Origin of the sequence: Belliella filtrata (genome assembly GCF_022549775.1) — a bacterium.
Taxonomy (GTDB): domain Bacteria; phylum Bacteroidota; class Bacteroidia; order Cytophagales; family Cyclobacteriaceae; genus Belliella; species Belliella filtrata.
On sequence record NZ_JAKZGP010000025.1, the window covers coordinates 1 to 24,721 of the forward strand.

The 24,721-nt window shown below is 37.8% G+C and carries 18 protein-coding genes; 5 read left to right on the top strand and 13 right to left on the bottom strand.

Translation table 11 applies throughout. The annotated features are described in order from the left end of the window. Positions 1-122: 122 nt before the first annotated feature. Together MM239_RS10725 and MM239_RS10730 are read right to left on the bottom strand one after the other, a co-directional pair. On the bottom strand, positions 123-614 hold the full coding sequence (locus MM239_RS10725; RefSeq protein WP_241348238.1) for a hypothetical protein: 492 nt from the start codon (positions 612-614) through the stop codon (positions 123-125). Positions 615-1,068: 454 nt separating this feature from the next. Further along, complete coding sequence (locus tag MM239_RS10730) at positions 1,069-1,953, bottom strand: SDR family oxidoreductase (protein ID WP_241348239.1); 885 nt, start codon at positions 1,951-1,953, stop codon at positions 1,069-1,071. A gap of 109 nt (positions 1,954-2,062) precedes the next feature. Between MM239_RS10730 and MM239_RS10735 the strand changes: the two genes are divergently transcribed. The 3 genes from MM239_RS10735 to MM239_RS10745 all read left to right on the top strand — a co-directional run bounded on the left by MM239_RS10735 (position 2,063) and on the right by MM239_RS10745 (position 3,381). Then, entirely contained in the window at positions 2,063-2,398 is a 336-nt protein-coding gene (locus MM239_RS10735) for a winged helix-turn-helix transcriptional regulator (protein ID WP_241348240.1), read from the top strand. Positions 2,399-2,722: 324 nt separating this feature from the next. After that, the gene (locus MM239_RS10740; protein WP_241348241.1) at positions 2,723-2,968 is read left to right on the top strand and encodes a DUF6364 family protein; all 246 of its coding nucleotides are present in this window, start codon (positions 2,723-2,725) and stop codon (positions 2,966-2,968) included. Then, complete coding sequence (locus MM239_RS10745) at positions 2,968-3,381, top strand: type II toxin-antitoxin system VapC family toxin (protein ID WP_241348242.1); 414 nt, start codon at positions 2,968-2,970, stop codon at positions 3,379-3,381. Before MM239_RS10740 ends, MM239_RS10745 begins: the two co-directional genes overlap by 1 nt. 90 nt (positions 3,382-3,471) lie before the next feature. Here the strand turns inward: MM239_RS10745 and MM239_RS10750 are convergent, their stop codons facing one another. The 10 genes from MM239_RS10750 to MM239_RS10795 form a co-directional block, all read right to left on the bottom strand. Then, positions 3,472-4,395 carry an aspartate carbamoyltransferase catalytic subunit gene (locus tag MM239_RS10750; protein WP_241348243.1) on the bottom strand — a complete coding sequence of 308 codons (924 nt, stop codon included), beginning with the start codon at positions 4,393-4,395 and terminating at the stop codon, positions 3,472-3,474. 1 nt (position 4,396) lies between these two features. Then, positions 4,397-4,945, bottom strand: a complete 549-nt coding sequence (gene pyrR, locus MM239_RS10755; protein WP_241292118.1) for a bifunctional pyr operon transcriptional regulator/uracil phosphoribosyltransferase PyrR — start codon at positions 4,943-4,945, stop codon at positions 4,397-4,399. A gap of 398 nt (positions 4,946-5,343) precedes the next feature. Continuing rightward, positions 5,344-6,399, bottom strand: a complete 1,056-nt coding sequence (gene rfbB, locus MM239_RS10760) for a dTDP-glucose 4,6-dehydratase (RefSeq protein ID WP_241348244.1) — start codon at positions 6,397-6,399, stop codon at positions 5,344-5,346. A 23-nt stretch (positions 6,400-6,422) separates the two neighbouring features. Continuing rightward, a complete protein-coding gene (locus MM239_RS10765; RefSeq protein ID WP_241348245.1) occupies positions 6,423-7,472 on the bottom strand; it encodes an NAD-dependent epimerase in 1,050 nt (349 codons plus the stop codon). Between the two features lie 23 nt (positions 7,473-7,495). After that, positions 7,496-8,668, bottom strand: a complete 1,173-nt coding sequence (locus tag MM239_RS10770) for a glycosyltransferase family 4 protein (RefSeq protein WP_241348246.1) — start codon at positions 8,666-8,668, stop codon at positions 7,496-7,498. Between the two features lie 88 nt (positions 8,669-8,756). After that, the gene (locus tag MM239_RS10775) at positions 8,757-10,454 is read right to left on the bottom strand and encodes a potassium channel family protein (RefSeq protein WP_241348247.1); all 1,698 of its coding nucleotides are present in this window, start codon (positions 10,452-10,454) and stop codon (positions 8,757-8,759) included. Between the two features lie 205 nt (positions 10,455-10,659). Continuing rightward, complete coding sequence (locus MM239_RS10780; protein ID WP_241348248.1) at positions 10,660-11,781, bottom strand: glycoside hydrolase family 16 protein; 1,122 nt, start codon at positions 11,779-11,781, stop codon at positions 10,660-10,662. Positions 11,782-11,795: 14 nt separating this feature from the next. Beyond that, on the bottom strand, positions 11,796-13,277 hold the full coding sequence (locus MM239_RS10785) for a PKD domain-containing protein (protein WP_241348249.1): 1,482 nt from the start codon (positions 13,275-13,277) through the stop codon (positions 11,796-11,798). A 12-nt stretch (positions 13,278-13,289) separates the two neighbouring features. Then, positions 13,290-14,762, bottom strand: a complete 1,473-nt coding sequence (locus tag MM239_RS10790; protein ID WP_241348250.1) for a RagB/SusD family nutrient uptake outer membrane protein — start codon at positions 14,760-14,762, stop codon at positions 13,290-13,292. A 5-nt stretch (positions 14,763-14,767) separates the two neighbouring features. After that, entirely contained in the window at positions 14,768-17,848 is a 3,081-nt protein-coding gene (locus MM239_RS10795) for a SusC/RagA family TonB-linked outer membrane protein (protein WP_241348251.1), read from the bottom strand. A 247-nt stretch (positions 17,849-18,095) separates the two neighbouring features. On the opposite strand from MM239_RS10795, the gene MM239_RS10800 reads away from it, so the two are divergent. Both MM239_RS10800 and MM239_RS10805 read left to right on the top strand, forming a co-directional pair. Next, positions 18,096-20,951 (top strand): triple tyrosine motif-containing protein, encoded by a 2,856-nt coding sequence (locus MM239_RS10800; protein WP_241348252.1) that lies wholly within the window; start codon positions 18,096-18,098, stop codon positions 20,949-20,951. Between the two features lie 127 nt (positions 20,952-21,078). After that, a complete protein-coding gene (locus tag MM239_RS10805; protein WP_241348253.1) occupies positions 21,079-21,924 on the top strand; it encodes an OmpA/MotB family protein in 846 nt (281 codons plus the stop codon). Between the two features lie 95 nt (positions 21,925-22,019). Here the strand turns inward: MM239_RS10805 and MM239_RS10810 are convergent, their stop codons facing one another. Next, positions 22,020-24,713, bottom strand: a complete 2,694-nt coding sequence (locus tag MM239_RS10810; RefSeq protein WP_241348254.1) for a M14 family metallopeptidase — start codon at positions 24,711-24,713, stop codon at positions 22,020-22,022. Positions 24,714-24,721: the final 8 nt, after the last annotated feature.

Here is a 24,721-nt window from a genome sequence, read left to right on the forward strand (position 1 = left end):
TCCTTACCCTAAACCAAATTAAAAGTATCACTCAACCATAAAAAATCCTAGATTGACAAAAAAATGATTCTTTATGGCACTGTATTTATCCAAATCAAAACCAAATTAGAATCCTGCGGATTTTAGGAAATAACTTCAAATACATTTAACAACTGTAAGGGATAATACCAAAGTGGCTGAATTGCCTCTGGGTCTAGAAAACTCAAAACCGACAAAGGATAAAAAAGCGAGAACTCCGTATAAGTATAATCAGAAAATGCTCCTATAACTACTTTTACCATTCCTGCTATTACAATAATACTTTCTGCATACACTGCTACTTTGAACAAACTCCCCAACTTAACACCTTGATGCCTATTGGCAAAGAAAAGTCCCGCATAAAGCACCAATGCCATCAGAAAGCACTTAATTGTCAAAAGCACCATAGTAAGTAAGGCTGAAAACTTACTCCAGTATCTCATTTCTTCCAACATATCCAACAGCACATTCTCAGGAATCTCAATTTCTACTTGATGCGCTAGCTCACTCACTAGCATTGCTTCTGTATCTAACATGAAGAAACCTACTACAAAAAGACAAATTGCATAAAAAACCAATAATCCAAATACTTTCATAAATAACCAATTAAAATCCCAATACACCTCTGATCTAAAAACTAAATCCTAAAAAAAGGAACTTCCAATAATAAAACACAAAAAATAAATATCAAAACCCTAGTTAAAATCGAAAGCTAAAAACTAAGTCAAATTACACTTTTCTTAGTTTCAAATTTAAAATATAATTCTAAAAAATTAGTTACCCTCCCCTGGAACGGAATACTATTTTGCTAAAAAATGAAAAGCAGACTTTTATATCAATTATAATATTTACTCATTTTTTTAAGTACAATTTTCCAATTAAGGGTCAATGTCGTTTAGTTAAACTGAAAAGACCTGCTAGGTTTGTTCTGCGTATTGGGAAAAAACAATTATTTGCACATGCGCTATCTGATGGAAAACCTAGCAGGTCTAAACCAAACGATATTGAATTAAGGGTAGAAAAAACCAAATAAGATCAGTTTTTTATTGCTTAAATAGGGGAAGCTTGCGTGTAAACTTGCCTTAAAAACTCTTTTATACTTGTAGGTTTTCTATTAAGGATTTTTTCCAGATTATCATTTGTAGTATCAAGCTCGCCTTTTGCTTGTGCTACAGCAAAGCTTGAAAACAGCCCAATGAAGTCTTGTGGTACACCATATTTGCTCAATGTCTGAGCATACTCCTCAGCACTAGGTGATACATAACTTATTGACTTTCCAGTAATGTCCGAAATCACTTTTGCCACTTCTTGATAAGAAAAAGCTTCTGTGTTTGAAAAATCATATACTTTCCCTTCGTGATCAACGCCAATGAGGACCTTAGCGGTAGCCTCTGCCAATTCTGAACGTAATACTGCTCCTACTTTACCATCCTCAGTGGGTAAATAAATCAGCGCTGTTTCTAACACTTTTTCACCTACAAAAGCTGGGATTAGATCCATGTAAAGGTTATTTTTAAGTATGGTGAAATCAATCCCACTTTCTTTCAACCACTTTTCTGTTTGAAGATGAGATTTTACCACAAGCCATAATGGCGAAGTTTCAGTCTCATTTTTAGCACTGATACTCGTATATACGATATGCTTTACTCCAGCTTCTTTTGCTGCATTGATCACATTCTGGTGCTGGGAAAGTCGATTGAGCAGATCGCTCCCCGATACGAATAAAAGCTTATCAACTCCTTTGAATGCATTCAGAAGTGAATCGTAATTATCGTAATCTCCAATAACTGCATTCACACCTCTATTTCTGAATTCAACTGCTGATTCCTCTTTTCTTACCAAGGCTGAGACTTGATTGCCTTGAACTCCTTTTTCTAATAGAAAATTGATTGTGGCATTGCCAAAGTGTCCATTTGCTCCTGTTACTAAAATCATATTTGTCTTATTAAATATTACTAATTAAATTTGTTACACAAAGTAACTAATATTAGTATTAAAATGTAACAAGTTACCTGTAGGTAACAGGTAAAAAAGTGGTAACTAAATGGTAACTAAAGGCAAAATAAGCGAAGAAGTTAAATGTCCAGTAACTGGAATACTTCAGTTGATAGGTGGTAAATGGAAGCCAATCATATTGTACTGTCTCAGATCAGAGACTAGGAGATTTGGAGAAATCGCCGCTCGGATACCCTCTATATCCAGAAAAGTCTTGACTGAGCAATTAAGGGAATTAGAACAAGACAATTTGATTTTGCGTGTGCAATTCAACGAAATACCACCGAGGGTCGAATACTCACTAACAGCAATGGGAAAAAGCTTATCTCCTGTACTCCATGAGATGGAAAAATGGGGTTTGGAAAATATCATGAATAAAAAGTGAGTCTCTACATGCTACGTCATACTTCCCATCACTATAAATCTGGCTTATAAGGACTTAAAGCCAAAGTAGCATATACACTCCCCTAGCGTACCAGAATCTGGTTTTAAGAGAAAAGACCTATATTCAATAATATGTAACATTGCGTTCTTCAATGATTTGTTACATGGTAGAATGACTGATATTGACATATTTTTAAATTTATAACTTGATTATCTTTACTATTATTCTGATCAATAGTCAAAATTCAGCGTTGACATCCTACAAGACAATATCTTTAATCTCAAATTATACGTATATTTACTATCGAAACTACACGTATTTCTTATGAGTACCAAACTAACATTGACCATAGACAAATCAGTCATTGAAAAGGCTAAAGACTATGCCAAAAATCAGAATCTCAGTCTTTCTGGATTGATTGAAAATTATTTGGAATCTTTAACCTCAAAAGAAGAAAAATCACCCAAGGTGAGTCCATTGGTAGAAAGTCTTACAGGAGTAATCCCAAAATCCGACGAAACAGACATCAAAAAAGAATATTATGAACACTTGAATAAAAAATACTCTTGATGGAAAAAATTTTTGTTGATACAAATGTCATCCTTGACCTACTTCAGAAAAGGGAAGGGTTTTATAAAGATGCTCAAGAGATATTCACTATGGCTGACCTTAGAAAAGCTAGAATATTCATTTCTACTTTGAGTATAGCTACAGCAAACTATTTATTATCCAAACATTACAATACAACAGAATCTCGAAAAATCCTTTCAAAATTCAAGATTATTGTGACAATTTTACCTTTAGACAATAAAATCATTGAGTTAGCTCTGGCTTCAGACTTTAAAGATTTTGAAGATGCTATTCAATATCATACTGCGCTAGAACATGAATTGAAAATCATCATCACAAGAAACAAAAAAGATTTCAAAAAGTCTAAAATCTCAGTTCTAACTCCAAAAGAGTTCCTAAGCTCTTTGAAGTAAAAAGATATCTACATATAAAACGCTAAAATCAATAAACCCAGTCTTTTTTAAGCTGGATATGCACAATCAATAATAAAACTCTCCCCACACCTACTTCCCTCCTGCCAGCAAATACAACACCGCCATCCTGACAGCGACTCCATTCTCTACCTGATTGAGGATGATAGATTGCTTGCTGTCTGCTACATCGGAATTCAATTCTACACCTCTATTGATCGGTCCTGGATGCATGATAACGATCTCTTTATCCAGGCTATCTAGCATTTTTTTATTGATACCATAGTACAGCGAGTATTCCCTGAGTGAAGGAAAGTATTTGATCTGCTGTCTTTCCAGCTGAATCCTCAGTACATTTGCTACATCACACCAAGCCAAGGCTTTGCGCACATCGTATTCTACTTTTACACCTAGGCTAGCGATATGTTTAGGAATCAAAGTGATCGGTCCACAGACCATGACTTCTGCACCTAACTTTTGAAGGCAGAAGATATTGGAAAGCGCCACCCTGGAGTGCAAAATATCACCAATGATTGCAACTTTCTTACCTGTAACATCCCCCAGCTTTTCCCTGATAGAAAATGAATCCAAAAGTGCTTGCGTAGGATGCTCGTGCGTCCCATCGCCTGCATTTACAATATTTGCTTTGATGTTTTTTGAAAGAAAATGGGGCGCTCCTGGACTACTGTGTCTCATGACTACCATATCTACTTTCATAGAGAGGATGTTATTGACCGTATCGATTAGGGTTTCTCCTTTTTTGACTGAACTATTGCTGGAAGAAAAATTGACAATATCAGCCGAAAGGCGCTTCTCTGCGAGTTCAAACGAGAGTTTTGTCCTTGTAGAATTCTCGAAAAATATGTTGGCAATTGTAATATCTCTTAGTGAAGGCACTTTTTTGATGGGGCGATTGATGACTTCTTTGAAATTATCTGCAGTCTCGAAGATCAATCGGATATCTTCTTCATTGATATCTTTTATTCCCAGTAAGTGTCTTGTGCTGAGTTGTGACATGTTAATTTTTCTCTTTTTCTGTGATCCAAATACCATCATTCTCAAAACCGTTGGCAGCCCACTCTACGATGACGTATTGGCTCTCCAAGGTATTGACTTTCAATCCGCAATAATCTGGCATAATGGGATAATCTCTGGTGAACTTTCGGTCTACCAAGACCATCAGCTCTACCTTGGCTGGCCTACCAAAGGCAATCATTGCATCCATAGCTGCCCTGACTGACCGACCTTTGTACAAGACATCATCTACCAGAACTACTCGTTTTCCTTCTATCAAAAAATTAATCTTGGTCTCATTGGCTTTGAGCGGAAAGTCCCTCCTTCTAAAATCATCTCTGTGAAAAGTGGCATCCAAATATCCAAATGGAATATCTAATCCTGTAATTTCTTTGAGCTTGGCCGCAATCTTATCCAAAACGATAGGTCCTCTAGGTTGTAGACCTAACAGTACGGTATTTTCAAAAGTATCATGATTTTCAATCAATTGATGGCAAAATCGCTTGAGAATGATTTCTATTTGCCTTTGATCCAGTACGAGTCTCTTTTGCATAATGGTCGTTTGCTCGCAAAGATAATCAGATTGTAGGTTTTTTGAAGGTCAAAAGGAGGAAATTTATATTGTCTTAGCGATTGTATTGTAGATTGTAGATTGTAGATTTTATTTTATAGCATGAGTTTACTTGATTCCTATTTTGCCACGAAGGCACGAAGGCGCTAAGTTTTTAATAATGTAAGGTAAAAGGTACCTTGTACAAAAGTTCAAATTCTCTTCCTAAAGAATCTTATAACTTCAAATAAATCAAAATCATCAAAAAAAATAAGGCATTGACTCCTATGTTAGGGTATCAATGCCTCTAGGGATGTGTATGAATCAGTTTATCGTCTCAAAAGACTAATAGGATTCAAGCTGTAACTTGCAAATGGAATTCCTCCATAGAAGACTAATATTTACCTGTCTTGGTAATGATCTGAGTAGTATTTTTGATAATTTCCTGAGGTGACATTTCCCAGCCAGTCTTCATTGGACAGGTACCAGTCTATTGTCTTACTGATTCCTTCTTCAAACTGCAAGCTAGGTTCCCAGCCCAATTCCTTTTGAATTTTTGAAGCATCTATCGCATAGCGCATGTCATGACCTGCTCTATCTTTTACAAAAGTGATGAGTCTTTGAGAAGTGCCCTTTTCTTGACCTAGCTTCTCGTCCATTTGATCACATAAAAGTCTCACGATATCTATGTTTTTCCACTCATTGAATCCTCCGATATTGTAAGTCTCCCCTGATTTCCCTGTGTGAAATACAGTATCGATGGCTTTTGCATGATCTACTACAAATAGCCAATCTCTGATGTTTTCTCCTTTTCCGTAAATTGGAAGTGGTTTATTATTCTTGATATTATGGATACACAAAGGGATCAATTTCTCTGGAAACTGATTTGGTCCATAGTTATTGGAGCAATTAGAAATCACCGTTTGCATACCATAAGTATTGGCATATGCCCTTACAAAATGGTCTGAAGATGCCTTAGATGCCGAGTACGGAGATTGAGGATCATATGGAGTTTGTTCAGTGAAAAACCCATCTTCACCCAATGATCCATATACTTCATCTGTAGAAACATGGTAAAACAGATGACCCTCCAAATCTTTCCAATATTGCTTGCTAATGTTCAAGAGGTTCACAGTACCTATCACATTGGTCTGCACAAATGCTAAAGGGTCAGAGATAGACCTGTCTACATGGGATTCTGCCGCCAAATGAATCACATCTGTGACGGTATGCTTCTCAAAAACAGTCGCCAAAGCTACTGTATCCAGCAAATCAACTTTTTCAAAGGAATAGTTCTTGGAATCCTCTACTTCTCTTAGATTCTCCAAATTGCCTGCATAAGTAAGGCAATCCAAGTTAACAATATGGTATTCTGGATATTTTTGAACAAAAAGTTTCACAACATGACTTCCTATGAAGCCTGCTCCTCCAGTGATCAGAATGCTTTTCTTAGACATTTTTGTGTGGGGATATTTATAAATTATTTATAGAACTCATTATACCAGGATACAAATTTCGCAACTCCATCCTGCACAGATGTGCTAGGTTTGTAGCCTGTATCATCGGAAAGGTCTGTTACATCAGCAAAAGTTGCTGGTACATCTCCCATCTGCATAGGCATCATTTCTTTTTCGGCAGTCTTTCCCAAAGCATCCTCCAAAGCTTTGATGTAATCCATAAGGGCTACTGGCTGGCTATTTCCTATATTGTAAACTTTATAGGGTGCATAAGAACTCCCTGGATCCGGGGCGTCTCCTGACCAAGCTGGGTTTTTCTGTGCAGGTTTTTCAGAAACCCTGATAATTCCTTCAACAATATCATCAATATAGGTGAAGTCACGTTTCATTTGGCCATGGTTGAAAACCTTTATTTTCTCACCCTTCTTCATGGCATCTGCGAATAAGAACAAAGCCATATCTGGTCTTCCCCATGGACCGTATACAGTAAAAAATCTTAAGCCTGTAGTAGGAATCTGGAACAAATGGCTGTAAGTATGTGCCATCAATTCATTTGATTTCTTGGTTGCTGCATACAAGCTCACTGGGTGATCTACATTATGAGTAGTTGCAAAGGGCATTTTGGTATTGGCCCCATAAACTGAGCTTGAGGAGGCATAGACTAAGTGTTTCACTGGGAATGCCCTACAAGCTTCTAAGATGTTCATAAAACCCTGAATATTTGCAAGCAAGTATGCATCAGGATTTTCTAAAGAGTATCTGACTCCTGCTTGCGCAGCTAGATTGACTACAACATCAATTCCTTCCTTTTCAAACAAGTTCATCAATAAATCCTTGTCAGCAATATCCATTTGCATGAAAGAATAGCCTTTGAGTTTTTCAGATGAGACCAAGACGCCATGCTTTATATCACTCCTCTTAATTCCTGCCTCTTCCAACCTACTGTATTTCAGGTTAACATCGTAGTAATCATTGATATTGTCAACACCAAGGACTTCATGTCCTTTTTGAATCAAAGCGTTGGTAAGGTGAAAGCCTATAAAACCAGCAGTTCCTGTTACAAAATATTTCATTTTTTAAAATTATGATATTCGACTCAATTTTTTACCAAATCCTGATCATTTTGAATTAATCTTTCATATTGTTTAAGTAATTGGCTATGGATGTGCTGTCTGTTGTAGTTTTCTTGCACTTCCAAGAAAAGATTTTCTGCCAATTGCTGCATATATTCCCTTTTTACAAAAGCAAACTCTAAGGCTTCTTGCAACACCTCTACTTTTTTTGGAGGGAAAATCAAACCAGTTCGTCTGCTTGTAACGATATCTTTGTTGCCTGTGATGTTCGAGCAAATGATCGGAAGCTGCATGGCTCCTGCCTCAAGTAATACATTTGGGAATCCTTCACGATGTGAAGCATGTACCAGCACGTCAGAAATCGCCATATAATGTGACACATGATCTGTCCATTCTATGTGAACAATCTTAGGGTGATCTTGAATATGTCTTATAGTCGACTCCTCGATAGGATCCAGGTCTTGTTCAAAGTTGCCCAATAGTACCAATTTGGATTTATTTATAATTTTGGAAGACAAAAAAGCCTTTACCAAATCATCTATACCTTTGTCTTTGACTAAGCGACCCACAGCCAAGATTATAAATTCATTTTCTCCAGGCATCACGCGCATAGTCGCCGCAACAAGGTGATTCTCCTTGAGTGATGACCTATTAAAAGCAGTCAAATCAACCCCATTGCTAGATCCCATACCAATTAACTGGACTTTATCCGAAGTGGTAAATCCTTCTTTCAAAATCACTTCCCTAATCGATGGTGAATTAGGCCATATTTCAGTAGCGAATTTATATGTCCACTTTTCTGTCTTGATAAGTAAAGATTTCTTATTGGGTTCAGCAGTCATGTGTGGTAATCCAGCAACTGTATGGATCCTTACTTTTACACCTGCCAATTTCCCTGCGATCATACCCAAAAGCCCCGCTTTTGGTGTATGGGTATGGATTATATCCGGCTTTTCTCTTAAGAAAAGTCTCCACAAAAGCCAAATACAATAGATATCCCAAAAGGGTGTGATTTTTCTAGTAAAAGGAATGATTTCATGTTCACAACCTTCTTTTCTGACTATCTCGTTGATTTCTTTTCCATCAGCACTGACCATGATCACATCCCAGCCTGCTGATTTGAGATACTTCATCTGTCCTTTCAGCAAAAGTTTAAGTGATAGTGGGACAGTTGTTATTCGAATTATTTTTGGCATCTATACAGCAAATTAAAAGATCAAAGTTAGAATATAATTCCAAAACAGTAGGACAGAGAGTTGAATATTTGATCATACTCACTGATAATCAATCTATTGATTTTCCATAAAGTTCAAAGAATTTGTTTTCTGCCTCTACTGTTCCGATCAGGATGATCTTGTGATGTTCTTCTAGTATCATCTTTGGGTCTGGATTGATCATTGTCTCTTCATCATGTTTGATGGCGATAATAGTGCATCCAGTCTCTTTTCTAATTGAAGAATCTATGATTGATTTGCCAACAAGCTTTTCAGGCACTTTCACCTTGATCAAATCAAGACCTTCTGCAACCATCAGTATATCTGAACGTTGGAGAAGATTTAGAATAGTTGTAGCTCCCATGGACGCATAGGACATCACAAAATCAGCTCCTGCTCGGTGCATAGTCCCCAAGTTTCGTTCCAAAGTTGATCTGGTGATGATTTGAATATCAGGTCTCAACATTCTGCAATAGATTGTAAGGTATACATTGATATCATCATCATGGGAGGTAATAATCACACATGGTGAATTGTCTATACCTGCAATTTTTAGAATTTCAATCTCAGCAGCATCTCCCAAAATCGTAGTCTCTCTGTGAAATATCCTATCTGGATCTCTTTCTATGATTCTATAATCGATATTCCGCCTTTCCAAAGCTTTGCCAGTCGCCCTTCCAACCCTACCTCCACCTATGATAATCACTGGGGCACTGATTTCTGATTTCACCCCATAAATCTTATTATACAACTTGATTTGAGCTTGAGAGCCGGCCAATACAAGAACAGTACTTTTAGAAATCAATGTATCAGGGTGAGCCGATAGGAATTTCCCACGATCCCAGGCGCCAACTACACTCACTCCTACCTCCTGTCTTAACTGTGTATCTTTTAGTTTTTTTCCTACCAACTCTGATCCAGTGACCATAGCCTCTGCAATCAGCAGATCATCAAACCTACCCACAATATGAGCACAGGCATCACCTCCATTTGCTCTTCGCGAAAGGAATAAGCCCATAATCTCTCCCAAGTGGAGTACATGGTTACTTCCTGCTAGTTTAAGAATATCATCAGAATGTGCAAAACTACAAGTTGTGATGATAGGAACTTCCTTTGAAATCTCTCTAACGGTGAATGCCACATTGGTATTCAGAACGTCAGATTCAGTTGTCGCAACCAATGCAGCCTTTCCAACACGAGCAGCATGATAAGTATTAGGGTCATCCAAACTTCCTAGCATCACTTTGACTCCAAGATCTTTTAACCTCAATCCCTCAGCTATATCTGGCACTAGGACTACATAATCATAGTTGAATCTTCTAAGTTTCTTTATAAGTGCCTCTGTGACTATCCCGTATTTGGTCAAAATAACATGTCCTGAAGTGTATTCTGGAAGCTCACTCGGTACTTTGGCCTGTTCTTGAGCTTTCATCCATGGGGAATAAAAAAAATTGATAAATGTAAATGGAAATAGTACTAATAAAAACACCATTCCAGACAGAAGAACAACGATGGAAAACAACCTGCCGGCATCAGAATGAAAGGTAATATCTCCAAATCCCAAAGTAGACATTACAGTCAATGTCCAATAAAAACCAGTTAATAAACTAAAATGCTGTCCTTCTCTTACCATCAGTAAATGAAACAGTACTGAAAACACCGTGATCATCGCAAACAATACCAATAGAAACCTGAAAAGTGTTTTTAGATTTCTTCTATCTGGCCTGTTTTTAAGAAAAAGAGTAACTTGTGTAGTTAGAAATTTCATTCAAAAATTATTTTTTTCTCTCCTCGTAAAGCTAAAGATATACTTTTAAAATTTTCCAAAATTAGTCGTCTAAAATTGAAGAATTCACCTATAAACAATAGGTAAGCATCTAAAGTTTTATTCTAAATATATCAAAGCAAACAGGCTGCCAATAGTATTGACAGCCTGTTTTAATCCTAATTAATTCTCAATAAAATAACAGGTTTCAATCCTTTTGAAATACCCTTACATAATCTACCGCAAGTTGTTGAGGGAAAATTGTGGAGGAATCGGGGCTTCCTGGCCAATTTCCGCCAATTGCAAGGTTAATAATAAAGAAGAATGGTGCCCTGAATTCATCCATAGAAGCTGGGCTGATATTATCTTCATGATATACCACATCGTCAAGAAGCCAAGTAATTTTAGACTCATCCCAAATGATGCTATATACATGGAAATTATCTGCCAATTTGGCCCCAGCAGGCAGTGTTTTCTTTCCTCCTCGATAGTTATATGTACCATTATTATCCCAATGCAAGGTGCCGTGTACTGTATCATCACGACCACTGGCATTACCTCCGACCATTTCCATGATGTCTATTTCTCCGCACGCTGGCCAGCTAATATCTGTGATACTTTCACCAAGCATCCATAGGGCTGGCCAAATACCTTGACCTTGTGGCATAGCTGCACGGATATCTATTCTCCCAAATTCAAAATTCTGACGACCTTGAGTTTTTATTCTTGAGGACGTGTAGTTTTTACCGCCTACTGACTCTTGCTTTGCTGTGATGACCAAAAAACCATCTTTTACCTCAGTGTTTTCTCTTCGGTAAAATTGCAGTTCATTGTTTCCCCAGCCGCAAAGGTTCGGACAACCATCACCTGTTTCGAATACCCAATCTGAAGACAAGCTACTACCTTCAAACTCATCATTCCAAACTAATGCATAGCCATCATAACTCATAGGAGATTCAAATCCACCAGAAGGCAAACCTATCCCAAGAATTTGATTGGTAATCACTACAGTCTCTTCTTGTTTGATAAATGCTGACTCAGTGGCATGCGCCTGCACTGTAACTACATACTCTCCTACAGCCGTATACCGGTAAGTAGCTGAACTCCCAGAGACCAGCTCAGGCTCAGCATTACCAACTCCAAAGCTCACCCTGAAGAAATTCGTCCTATCTGCCGAGAAATTTACCCGAACTTGACCATTACCTATTTGCTCCACTGAGATATTCAAATTAGTTGGCAATAGTACTTGTTCTGTTCCATTGTCTTGATTGCAAGAATTAGCCATTGAAATGGTAAGAATTGCAAAGACAGCACAAATTAACTTATTCATAATCAACATATTTATCAATCATTCACTGGTATCAGCACAAATGTCCAATATATGGAAGTACTAGCAACTCTTATGGTTATTGTCAATTCTTCAGTTGTCTCGTCATATCCAATAACATCGTAAGTTACGGATTCATTTTCTCTTGGAGGGCCTGCTTCGTATTCACCTCCATTGTATGCTTTTGGAAGGACAATGAATGCTCCAGTACCAGTCACAGTGATTTTAGGTAGTTCAGTAGGTGTACCAGGAGTAAAGCTGAACGCATGCGTTCCAGATGCCCAAGCAGCTCCTGCAGTTCCAGCTAAGCTACTTTCTGGTTGACACGCATTAGATATTCCCAAGTAAGGCTCACCATAAACATCTCCCTGAGCATCATATTCATATTCTCCATTAGAATTAAAGATATACAAATCATTGAATAAGCATGCTCTCTCTCCAGAGACATCAACTCCGGTAGGGAACCATTCATCACTTCCTGGGTTTGGACCTACACCGAAAGCTCCAGCAGCAGGTTTAAGTGTCCAAACTTTCCTTCCATTTCCTACCAAATCATCAAGGGTAAAGCTTACATCTGGGTTTTGTGGCTCTGGTTCCGGCTCTGGTTCTGGCTCAGCTCCAGGATCGAAGTCTTCTGGAATTAACCTTACATACCATGCTAGTTCTGTATTGCTTTGATCTACAAATCTTAAAAATAATTCATTCTCTTCAAGTCTGACAATTTGATAAGTTCTACCACCTGCAAAATAGCCAATAAAGCCACCATTGCTAATTGTCAACTCAGGCAAAGCACCTTCAGTCTCTACTAAAGACCATCTAAGGTTGTCAGGAGCAGTATATGGAGCAGACAAGTCCCCTACTCCTGGGTCAAAAGCACCAGGAAAACTACCTCCTTGATTTGCATTCAAGTACACAAAACCATTTGTTTCCATTCTAAACCCAAAGCCATCTAAGAAAAAAGTATACCTATCAGTATACATCCCAGAACCTTCTTTTTCAAAAGGAGCAGCTTGATACCATTCAGGGAAATTACCCGCTGCCCCCACTGGATTTGGACCAACTCCAAAATGGGCAGATCGGCTAGCATCAACCTTCCAAGTCTTGCCCTCTACAGCACTAGCCCCACCAGTCAACATATTGTATATAGGTCTATCCAATAAAAGCGGGTCAGTCTCAGCGATCACTACTTCTCTGGAAGTAGAAACACTTCCTCCTGCACTGAATATGGTCAATGTCACGGTATAAGTACCTGCTAAAGGGTAAGTACCCGTAGCTACTTTTCCTTCAGCTGTCTGACCATTTCCAAGATCCCAATTCATCATAAAAAAGTCACCATCAGCTGTGAATCTTACAATATTATCGTTCTCTTCTGTAGGCTGAAAGGTAAAGTTAGCATCTGCCTCTGTTGGAGGCAATGCGTCAAGCGCATATTCTTCCACACAGGCTAATGCCAAAAATAATGGAAGTATAAAACTTATATATTTTGATATTTTTTTCATGATTTCTCTATTTTAATAACCAGGATTTTGACTCCAAGTACCTCCGACCAAGTCGATTTCAACTTGCGGAATTGGAAACAACTCATGCTTGCCTGTCACAAAACCACTGATAGCAGTAGCGGCTTGTCCCGTTCTGACCAAATCCCAGAATCTATATCCCTCTCCGGAGAGTTCCAGTCTTCTTTCTCTTAAGATCGCTTGATAGAGCGCATCTCCTGAAGCATTGATACCTGCCATACCTGCTCTCTGACGTACTTTATTGAGTTCAGTTCTGGCTCTTCCATCATTCCCTGACCTTTGAAAAGCTTCTGCTGCCATAAGCAACACATCAGCCCATCTGATCACCCTATAATTCAGAGGACTTGTCAAATCATCATCCGGAAGACCTAACTCATTAGCCCTTTTGATATATTTATTTTGAAAATATCCAGTGTGACCTCCACCTCCTATAGCATAAGTAATGCTGGAAGGATTAGGTTGAGAAGCAATGAAGGCATCTATATCCAATATCGTCGCATCTCTCCTGATGTCATTATCATCAAAGGCATCATACAAATCCTGAGTTGGTAGATTGTAACTGTTCCCATCGGCATAAAAAGGCCCTTCGTACTGTCTTACGCCGTGAAAACCAACTGCTGCATTACCATTCAGACAGATCAAGCATCCATAATCACCACCATTCAAACCAGAGAACTGAATCGTAAAGACATCTTCAGATACATTCTGATTGGCTACTAGAAACAAAGTCGTAAAATCCTCAAACAAAGAGTAACCACCTGCATTATTATCGATCAAACCTCCTAAGACAGTGGCCGCCTCACCAAATTTGTTTTGATAGAGCAATACTTTTCCCAATAATGCTCTCGCAGCTCCAGAGGTTAGTCTACCAGTCTCGCTGACCGTTGCAGGTAGTACTTCAATGGCTGCTCTTAAATCTGATTCAATTTGAGTATAAATTTCAGCCTTTGGCGTTCTTGGTGTACTAGATACTTCATTGATTGAAAGACGTCTGTCTATGATCAATGGCATATCCCCAAAGTAATTTACAAGATTGAAATAAAAATAAGCACGCATCATTCTGGCTTCTGCCAAAATCAAATTCTTACCTTGGAAATCAATTTTATTTTGATTTTCAAAGATATAATTCGCTCTTGCAATACCAGTATAATTCACCCGCATCACAGCCCTGAGTTCATCATTGACACCACCATGAGTCATGTCTTGAATCTCATGAAGCCCTCTCGTGTCATTTACACTTTCACCCCCAGCTATTGAATTGTCTGAGGCGATTTCCCCTATCCAAATGTTCAAATAGGCTGGTTGCATCATATCATATACACCGATGATAGCCCTATTGAAATCCTCTGGGGTATTGAAAAAATTCTCTGCATCCTGAGTGAACTCAGGATCTACATCCAGCAAGCTATCGCAAGCTGAAAATACACCTATTGGTATAATGAGTAACCACTTATATATTCGTTTCATGATTTTTAAAATTTAATGTTAACACCAGCCATGATAGTTCTTGCTTGAGGATATATACCATTGTCTACACCCGCAAAAAGTGGATTGCCAGATCCCACATCAGGATCAAAACCTTGATACCTTGTCAAAGTCACCAGGTTATTCGCTGCTACATATAGCCTGAAATATTGCATGCCAATCTTCTGAGAAACTTGAGAAGGAAGGGTATACCCTAGCTGTACATTTCTCAGTCTCAAGAAAGAACCATCCTCTACATAAAAGTCAGAGAAAACTGTGTTTCGAGTAGGGCCAGTTGTCAACCTAGGAACCTCATTAGTAGACCCTGGACCTGTCCATCTGTTGATGTTATAGCTGAGCTGATTAGCCCAAGGCTGCTGTCTTTCATAGTTTCTGATGATATCTTGACCCAAAGCTGCATAGATATTCGCTCCAAAATCAAAACCTTTGAAGTCTACAGAGAAATTGAAACCCATCACCACATCTGGTATTGGAGATCCAATCATCGTTCTGTCTGAATCATCACCGAAATTGATTACCCCATCTCCATTCTGGTCTACAAACCTCAAGTCACCTGGCTGTGCTCCTGCTTGTGAAACTGGATTTGATGCAATTTCCTCAGGAGTCTGGAAGATTCCATCTGTCTGATAACCTATGAAATATCCGATAGGGAATCCTTTCTCAAACCTTGTAGCGACATTTCCACCGACACTAAAAGCTGCCCCTGGGATAAATTCAAAACCTTCTGGTACTGCTGTCACTTCATTTTTAAGAAATGTTACATTATAATCAAACCTAAAGTTGACACCACCCTTTTTGGACGTTCCATAACCCAATTCTAATTCTATACCTCTGTTCATCACGTCACCAGCATTGATCACTGGTGGAAAACCACCTGGCCCATAAGATCCTAATAAAGCGGAAACGTCAGGTTGGAAAAGTAAGTCTTTGGTGTTTTTGATAAAATAATTGGCTGTAAAATCTAATGCATTGAATAGTGAAAAATCCAAGCCAATATTGGTCTGGTACGTTGTCTCCCATTTCAGATCTGGATTACTAGTAGCGCCAATTGCAGCGCCATTGACAATCAAGTCATTGAACACATAAGTAGCTGATCCATTTAATAGCCCTCTGTATCTAAAAAGGCCGATTTGATCATTCCCAGAGATCCCAAAACTTGTCCTTAGCTTCATGAAATCTATGAAACCAGCATTGAAAAACGATTCATCAGAAATAACCCATGCACCTGAAATTGCTGGGAAATAGCCAATTCTATTGTTTGGACCAAAGTTTGAAGAACCGTCTCTTCTGATCACCGCAGATACCAAGTATCTTTTTTGATAATCATATTCAGCTCTCATAAAAGCAGATGTCAGCCTCTGTCTACTTTGAAAAGAACCAACATTATTAAGAAATCCTCCTGGAGCTTGATTGGCAGAAATATCAGCAAAGTTTAAATCGTTGTTGGGAATATTAAACCCGACTCCATTTAGACCCTCACTTCTGTTTCCCACCAAAGAAACCCCAAACATTCCTTTGACAGTATGATCTTCTTTGAAAACATTTTCATAGTTCAGAAATGCTTCTAAATTATAATCCAAAAAAGTATTTCTTGATTCTGTTACATTAGCACCTCTCTCGATCTGTACTCCTCCTACATCAACCAATACTGGATCCAAGTTTGCATTTCTTGCTGAATTGGCAAATTTACCTGGCCCATACCATACCAATGGATTAAAAGCTTTGGCGTCTACCATGGCAAAGTTGTAACCTGCTCTACCTGTAGCTGTAAAGTTGTTATTGATCTTGTATTCAATCTCTTCTTTACCTACCAATTTATTAACCCAGGTATCATTATAAGTATTTTGCATTTGAGCCAATGGATTGATGATGTCATTGACATTCTCTAGATAAGAAAACCTATCTCCTACAAATACCGACTCCGTTGGGTATGCATTTATGGTGTTATACAATACTGACCCAATTCCTCCTTGAGGAAGACCTTTACTTTCTTCTCTAGTATATAGTAATACATTGGTAAGTTTCACTTTCGGGGCAAGCTCAGTTGTGAAATTGATCCTTGCGTTATATCTCTCAAAATTGGCTTTTGGCCCACCAACTATACCTTGCTGTGAAAAATAAGACCCTCCAATAGAATACGAAGTTTTTTCTGATCCACCAGTCACTGTTAGATTATACTCTTGAACTTGTGCTGTCTGAAATACTTCATTTTGCCAATTAGTACCTTCCCCAAGTTCTACATTGTTAAATGGCATAGGTTGACCACCTGCGGCAAATGCCTCATTCTTCAAAATAGCAAATTCCCTCGCATTGAGTAAGTCTAACCTTCTAGCCGTCTCTTGAACGCCATAGTATGCTGTAAAATCCAGGCGCGGCTTAGACCCCAAATTACCTTTCTTGGTTTCAATCAAGATCACTCCATTAGCTGCCCTTACACCATAGATCCCAGCTGTACCATCTTTTAGGACATTGACTGACTCTATATCATTCGGATTCAAAGCATTGAGACCAGCAGCATCGTAAATCACACCATCTACCAAGATCAATGGATCATTATTTCCAAAAGTCCCGATACCCCTGATACGGATATTGGAAGTACCCCCTGGAGCTCCAGAGTTGGTAGTAATATTAACACCAGCTAGCTGACCTTGCAACGCTTGATCTACCCGTGGCATGTTCATTCTTTCTATGGCTTCACCTTTTACTTGAGAAGTTGCACCAGTCAATTCCTTCTTGGTAGCCGTTCCATAGCCAATTACCACGACCTCATTTAAGTTGGTGAGGTCTTCTAACAAAGTGACATCAATTCTTTGGGAAGAACCTATTGGAATCACTTGAGTTTTGAAACCCATAAAAGTAAATTGAAGCTCATCACCGACCGCTGCATTGATAGAGAAATTACCATCTAAATCAGTAACAGTTCCTTCGGTAGTTTTCAACTTCAAAACACTCACTCCTGGTAGCGGGAATCCAGTGTCGTCTTTGACTTGACCCCTTACTACATCACCTTGTGCCCACAGTCCATAATGGATCGCAAACACAATACAAAATAGTATTAGTTTTTTCATTTGAATTTTGGATTTATTGAAACACTAAATTTGAAAATTATCTAATCAATGTGAAAAAAACATATACATCAATAATACATCAATACTAAAAATCTACTTTCTCAAAAACTCATCAAATGATTTAATAATATCGATTGAAATAAAAATATAGCCTATTTTTATTTTTTTCAATAACTCATTAATTGACAAATATTATTACATCATTTATAAAATTACTATCTTACTAAAAGTATCATTAAACTAAAAAATGAAAAGATTTTTAATTTTCATGTTTTCATTTATCTCTGGGGTAAGTCTTCAATCACAACAATTGGGAACACCTATTATAACTTACTATTCCAGTCAAGTATACAGTGGAGGCATACAAAACTATGCCATCGCTCAAAATAGTGATGGGCTGATCTATGTGGCAAACAATTTTGGCTTGCTGGAATATGACGGAAGCTCATGGAGAAGATATGCGCTACCTTCAGGGACAAAAATCAGACATGTTCAAATAGCTGATGATGGTGCAATATATGTGGCTGGTCAAGGAGACTTTGGATATTTTTCACCAAATGAAATAGGTCAGTTAAGGTTTAATTCTCTTAAATCTCAAATCCCCGAAGCATTTCAAAATTTGGAAGAAGTTTGGAAAGTATTCGTTACAAATTCGGAGGTATATTTTTGTACAAACAACAGGATATTTGTATTTAAAAAAGATAAAACTTATCACAGCGAAATCTCTACAAAAAGCTCATTTGATAGCTTTCACTTTCATCAAAATCAAGTTTATTTGAATGAAACGGGAAGAGGATTATACAAAGTTGAAAATACAAATCTAGAACCAATAGGCAAGGAAGGTCATTTTACAAATATCCCTATCACTTCAATATTACAAATATCTTCTGATTATCAAATCGTTTTCTCTAAACAGAATGGTATATTCAAACTTCAAGGCAATCAGGTAGAACGCTGGAATACTCCCCTATCAAATAATATCAACACCGCAATTCAATTAAAAAATGGAAACATTGCCATTGGCACTCAAGATCAAGGTTTAATTATCGTGTCTACTGAAGGCATAGCTATTTCAGATCATAATGAAGAAAATGGATTGAATAACAACACAATTCTTTCTCTTTTTGAAGACCTCAATGGGAATCTTTGGCTTGGTCACAACAATGGTATTTCTATCATAGAATTGAATGCTCAATTTTCACTTCTTAATCAATCATCAGGTTTGTCTGGTACTGGATATCATGCTTGCTACCACCAAGGAAACATCTATTTTGGCACAAGCAATGGGGTATTTCTCATGAAAAATATAGATAAATTCACTGCCTCAAAAGCTCAAATGGTTCAAAACTCTTATGGTCAAGTCTATCAGATCAAAACCATTCAAAACATGCTTTTGGTGGCACATCATGATGGTGTTTTCATACTGCGGAATGATAGAATAGAAAAAGTGCCAGGTCCAGCAGGAATATGGAACTTTCAAATTCTGAAAAATCATCCTAACCACCTTTTAGTCGGAGGATACAACGGCTTATACATCTATAAAATTGAGAATGATGAAGTGAAGTTTTTGAGGCAACTGAAAGGCTTCAACGAATCAAGTAGAATCATAGAGCAAGATACTGATGGTAATATTTGGGTAGCTCATGGTTACAAAGGTCTCTATAAGTTAATACTAGACAATCAATTAGAACGAGTTTCCGTTGAGGTATTTGGGTCTGAATTTGGACTACCAACCAATGTCTTAAACAATGTATGGACAATCAAGAACCAACTTGTATTTACCACCCAAGCTGGAATTTTTAAATATGATAAAGCTTCCAATCGATTTGAGATTGACGAGTATTTTTTGAAATATTTTAAAAGAGATGAAATTCTGCATTTTCTGCTTGAGGATCAACTTGGCAACATATTTTACATCGGTGAAAACAATGCAGGTGTTTTAGAAAAAAAAGCAGATGGTACTTTTCAGAAACATCAAGAAGACTTTAATCAAATCAGGAAATTGCTAAATGATGATCTTCAAAACATTGCATCAATCAAAAACAATGAAGTATTGTTTGCAGCCAATGATGGCTTTATAAGATTCAGTCTAAATGATAAAAAAACAAAAACCAACTTTTACCCTACATTGATTAGGTCAGTCTATATTACGGGACTTACTGATTCATTAATTTATGATGGAAACATAGAGAAAGACAAGCCATTTTCCATTAAAATCCCTTACAAAAAATCTAACCTAAGGTTTGAAGCAAGCAATCCAACTCCAGCCAACGAACAATTTCTTGCATTCCAATATTGGCTTGAAGGATTTGAAGAAGAGTATGGCGAATGGGTGTATAAAAATGAAAAAGCATACACAAATTTAAGAGAAGGTAAATATACCTTCCACGTGAGGAGTAAAGATCAGAACGGCATCACCGCGGCACCTTCCAGTTGGACATTTGAGGTACTGCCCCCATGGTATAGAAGTGGCATTGCTTATGCATTCTACATTTTTATATCCGTATTTGGTGCTTTTATATTTTACAGATCGATAGATAAAAAATACCAAAAGAAAACCCAAAGAATAAAAAATGCCTCTCAACAGGTCATTGAAGAAAAAGAGTCAGAACTTAAAAGCTCTCTCCAAGAAGTCGAAAAACTGAAAAATGAAAACCTACTTCAAGAAATTCAATTAAAAGATAAGGAGTTAGCTACGGCTACCATGCACCTTATTACCAAAAATGGGTTTATTGATCATTTGAAGACTAACCTTGGAGGCATTATCAAAAAAAGTAAAAATCAAGAAGTCAAAAATGAAATTCAAAAGGTAATCAAGAACATAGAAAAGAACATAGCTGAAGATGAAGATTGGGAGCAATTTGAGATACATTTTGATCAAGTTCATGGAGATTTTATGAGTAGATTCAAAAAAGCCTATCCTGCACTGAGCCCTCAGGAAATCAAACTTAGCGCATATCTTAGAATGAACTTGAGTACAAAAGAGATAGCTTATCTCATGAATATTTCTGTAAGAGGTGTTGAAATTGCAAGATATCGTCTTAGGAAAAAGCTTGAGTTAGTAAGAGAAGAAAACCTGCAAGAGTTTATTTTAAAATTCTAAACTCATACATTTTTATTTGATTTTCGACAAAATACTCCTTCTACTTGACATTTATACTGTAGTATTTACTTGCTATTTTTTCAATGGCTTTGTTTTTGGAAACAACCCGCCAAACAATTACCAACTTATGAAAAAGACAATAGCAATCACCCTACTTTCTGGTACACTTATCGCATCATGTGTATCAAAAAAGAAGTATGTAGCATTAGAAAACGACTACAATACTACAGCTTACAATTTGGCAGAAACTACAGCTGAAAAAGATAAGCTAGAAGAAGAAAATAGAATTTTGGAAGAGCGATTTGCTCGTATTGAAAGAAGAGTTGAAGAGTATAATGCAAAAATCAATTCACTTCGCGCCGAAGGAGATGCCAAATTCAGTATTGATGGAAAAGTACCCATGTCGAATAATGGTCGAGAAAAATTAAAAGCAACCCTTTCAAAAGTAGATCAAGCTGAATTGGCAAATGCCAAAACACTGGAAGACTCTGTCAACATCGCTATTTCTCATAACCTTAAGCAATCTATCACAGATGGATCTGCTCAAGAAAATGAAGACATCCAGATAGACATTGACAAGACAGTCGTAATGATATCTGTTTCGGATAGGTTACTATTCAATACAGGAAGCTTCATGGTAAGTAGAAATGCTGATGGTCTTCTTTCAAGATTGGCCGAAGTAATCAACTCAGAGCCTTCCATGGAGGTAATGATAGAAGGTCACACTGACCCAAGAAGTATCAGTACAGCTACAGTTCAAGATAATTGGGATTTGAGTGTAAAAAGAGCAACATCAATTGTTAGGGCCCTGCAATCAAAATATAACGTAGACCCTGAAAAACTGATTGCAGCTGGAAGAAGCAGTTACATGCCAGTAGTCGACAATGATACGCCAGAAAACATGGCCAAAAATAGAAGAACAAGAATAGTTATTATCCCTGATTTGGATAAGTTCTTTGCGCTAATGGAGTAAAAATTCAAAACAACCTTTGTGCCTTGGTAATGATGCTTGAAAGTTTTTAAACTTTTGAAAACACCTTGCCAAGGCACAAAGATTTTATTATAATACTATTTTACATTATACAAGTTGTTGAATAGCATTTTGAAGGTGCCATGAGATTGTGCACGGAAAGTGACTTCAGGTCCAAAAGCAATCAGCTTTCCTTTTCCCAAGTTGGCTTCGAAAGCAACAACGCCATTTTTCAGATATGATTCGCCCCATGCCCATCCACTTACCAATGGAGACGATTCGTCAAACCATGCCAATGGGGTTATATCTTTTGCATTGTCTGCTAACTTGAATACAGGTGAGTTATTGAAAGTCATATTTGCCGTTTCAGCCATACCAAAGTTGACAGGATGATTTGTGGCAATATTTGCCTTAAGTATACTTCCTGGAATGTAATACTTATCTCCTGGTAAAGGTTTTTCTTTTCCTTCTGAATTGAGTTCAACCAGAGCATTTTTCACAGGCAAATCCAAGTGATAAGCTAAGGAAGTAGCTGCTCCAACTGCGATCACTTTTCCACCCTTCTCGATAAACTTCTTAACTTCTGGAACTGACTTCTCCGCTGACAAACTTCCTAAGAGTGCATGATATTCTTCAGGAATATCTTGCTCATCCATTTGATTTCTTGACATCGTACTACCTAAGCTTGGTGTTCCCGGACCTATAAATAGCATCACGTCATATTTAGCATTTAGGTCGCCCTTATCTATTTCTTGAGGATAAACTACTTGGAAGGTATAGTTGTATTGTTCCAGCATCCATCTAACCCAGCCAGACGGCATAGATCCTCCATAGTAATCAAACAAAGCAATTCTTGACGGGGAAATTTTCTTGGTTGATTTTGGTTTTGAACCAGATTTCACTTTAATACCATACGCTTTTGCCGCATTTTGTAAAATCTCTTTGCCTCTAGCTCCTACATAAAATGCTCCTGCAGGAAATTCGTCAAAATCCTCAGTGATTCTCTGTACTTCAATACCTGCTTTCAGTAGGTCATTGATTGCTATGAAAGCATTGTTGACTCTTCCATCTACGATAAATCCAGTACCTGAAGGTAATTGCTGTGAAGGCATAGGAAGCACTTCGCCGTATGGTAATGCTTGGAAAGGTCCATCGAATTTATCTAAAATCCTATCAAAATCTACTCCCATAGAGAATGCTAAAGTCCAGCCCGCTGCATCATAAGGTCTAACTGGAGGACCTCCTGGATACATAAAATCATTTGGGTGATCTTGTGGTTCAAACATATCCAAAACATGAGGTCTGAAAGCTTGAGCTGTCTTCACAATGTAAGACCCTTTAGGATAATTTTTTCCAGCTACTGAAAATGCTTCTGTTGCCTGATGTACTTGTACACCCGATTTGATCAATGCATTGAGAAATTTGACTGCCGTAGGAAAGTCTGTTTGATCAGCTGATAGTATAAAACCTCTAGGGTCTCTAAGCGCTGGATCTTTGAACACTTTGTCGAAATAGGACGTAGGCATTGTTCTTCTCCAGCTATTGTTGCTAGATTCATCTGGCTTATCAGCATCATATGCCGCAGTCACAGCATCTGATCGTTTAGGATACTTCGTCCAATGATCCATATTGCCTTTATCGATAGCGTTTTTCCCCATCTTATAAATATTGAAAAGTAAGGCATCGGCATTTCTACTAGCAAAATCCAAGACGGCATAATTCATAGATACAGAATAATCTATAGACTTTTTGAAATTCCAAGATTGCGGCTCAATTGGATAAGGTGTTGCATGTGTTGGAATCAATCGCTCTGGAACAAGTGGAATTTCTGAGGGTGTTGGACTTCCAGTGGTTTCGGTAAGTATACCAATGATGTTGTGAAAGTAAGGAGTCGTACGTAGTCCACCATTCCACCATGAGGAAAATACCGATCCACTTAAGCGGGTATATCCTGGCTTGTCTTCCACATTTAGTCTATTAATCATCGCAGCACCTACTCCATCCAGACTTGTCATGATCAATGGATCAAAAACATGATTGAATGGATCTCTATATGGAGGTCCTGCTACTACTGTTCCGGCTGGAGAAGTTTGGTGATGGTTGTATATAATCTGTGGGATCCATTCTACATATTGTTGAAGAGACAGGTTCGTAGATTCTTTCATATTATTCATGAAAAAATCTCTGTTGTTATCATGGCCAACATACTTCTGATACATATAAGGTGATCTCATGTTTCTTTTTTCAGGATCCTCTTGTCCCATGTACCAATTGGTAATGATCTCTTGCCCATCAGGGTTGGTATGAACCAGAAGAATCACCAAGTCGTCAAGCAATCTCAATGTCTCTTCGTCCTCTTTGCTTACCAATTGATAGTAGGTTTCTATCAACTGATGAGAAGCTACTGTCTCTGTAGAGTGAAGCCCACCGTCTATCCAGACTACTGGCTTACCGATTTTAGAAAGCCTTCTTGCTTCCTCTTCACTGACTTCTGCCCTTCCAAGTTTCTGAGAAATCTCCTTGTACTGAGCTAATTTTTGATGATTTTCTGGTGAAGTGATGATCATCATAGGCATTTGCCTTCCTTCTTCTGAAGTACCGATTTCTACAAATTTGACGCGATCGGATAATTCTGCGAGCTTACGAAAATAAACGTCTGTAGCTTCAAAAGTAGCCAACTGATAATCATCTCCAATATTGAACCCAAAATGTTCCTTCGGTGTGGGAATCTGCTGAGCTATACTTAAGGTACAGATCAGAAGAGAAACTAAGGTTAAGTAAACTTTTCTCATATTAATCT

What these genes read in the sequence shown, in the direction of transcription:
- MM239_RS10725 (WP_241348238.1), bottom strand. Translation starts at nt 614, where the DNA reads ATGAAAGTATTTGGATTATTGGTTTTTTATGCAATTTGTCTTTTTGTA.
- MM239_RS10730 (WP_241348239.1), bottom strand. Translation starts at nt 1,953, where the DNA reads ATGATTTTAGTAACAGGAGCAAATGGACACTTTGGCAATGCCACAATC.
- MM239_RS10735 (WP_241348240.1), top strand. Translation starts at nt 2,063, where the DNA reads ATGGTAACTAAAGGCAAAATAAGCGAAGAAGTTAAATGTCCAGTAACT.
- MM239_RS10740 (WP_241348241.1), top strand. Translation starts at nt 2,723, where the DNA reads ATGAGTACCAAACTAACATTGACCATAGACAAATCAGTCATTGAAAAG.
- MM239_RS10745 (WP_241348242.1), top strand. Translation starts at nt 2,968, where the DNA reads ATGGAAAAAATTTTTGTTGATACAAATGTCATCCTTGACCTACTTCAG.
- MM239_RS10750 (WP_241348243.1), bottom strand. Translation starts at nt 4,395, where the DNA reads ATGTCACAACTCAGCACAAGACACTTACTGGGAATAAAAGATATCAAT.
- pyrR (WP_241292118.1), bottom strand. Translation starts at nt 4,945, where the DNA reads ATGCAAAAGAGACTCGTACTGGATCAAAGGCAAATAGAAATCATTCTC.
- rfbB (WP_241348244.1), bottom strand. Translation starts at nt 6,399, where the DNA reads ATGTCTAAGAAAAGCATTCTGATCACTGGAGGAGCAGGCTTCATAGGA.
- MM239_RS10765 (WP_241348245.1), bottom strand. Translation starts at nt 7,472, where the DNA reads ATGAAATATTTTGTAACAGGAACTGCTGGTTTTATAGGCTTTCACCTT.
- MM239_RS10770 (WP_241348246.1), bottom strand. Translation starts at nt 8,668, where the DNA reads ATGCCAAAAATAATTCGAATAACAACTGTCCCACTATCACTTAAACTT.
- MM239_RS10775 (WP_241348247.1), bottom strand. Translation starts at nt 10,454, where the DNA reads ATGAAATTTCTAACTACACAAGTTACTCTTTTTCTTAAAAACAGGCCA.
- MM239_RS10780 (WP_241348248.1), bottom strand. Translation starts at nt 11,781, where the DNA reads ATGAATAAGTTAATTTGTGCTGTCTTTGCAATTCTTACCATTTCAATG.
- MM239_RS10785 (WP_241348249.1), bottom strand. Translation starts at nt 13,277, where the DNA reads ATGAAAAAAATATCAAAATATATAAGTTTTATACTTCCATTATTTTTG.
- MM239_RS10790 (WP_241348250.1), bottom strand. Translation starts at nt 14,762, where the DNA reads ATGAAACGAATATATAAGTGGTTACTCATTATACCAATAGGTGTATTT.
- MM239_RS10795 (WP_241348251.1), bottom strand. Translation starts at nt 17,848, where the DNA reads ATGAAAAAACTAATACTATTTTGTATTGTGTTTGCGATCCATTATGGA.
- MM239_RS10800 (WP_241348252.1), top strand. Translation starts at nt 18,096, where the DNA reads ATGAAAAGATTTTTAATTTTCATGTTTTCATTTATCTCTGGGGTAAGT.
- MM239_RS10805 (WP_241348253.1), top strand. Translation starts at nt 21,079, where the DNA reads ATGAAAAAGACAATAGCAATCACCCTACTTTCTGGTACACTTATCGCA.
- MM239_RS10810 (WP_241348254.1), bottom strand. Translation starts at nt 24,713, where the DNA reads ATGAGAAAAGTTTACTTAACCTTAGTTTCTCTTCTGATCTGTACCTTA.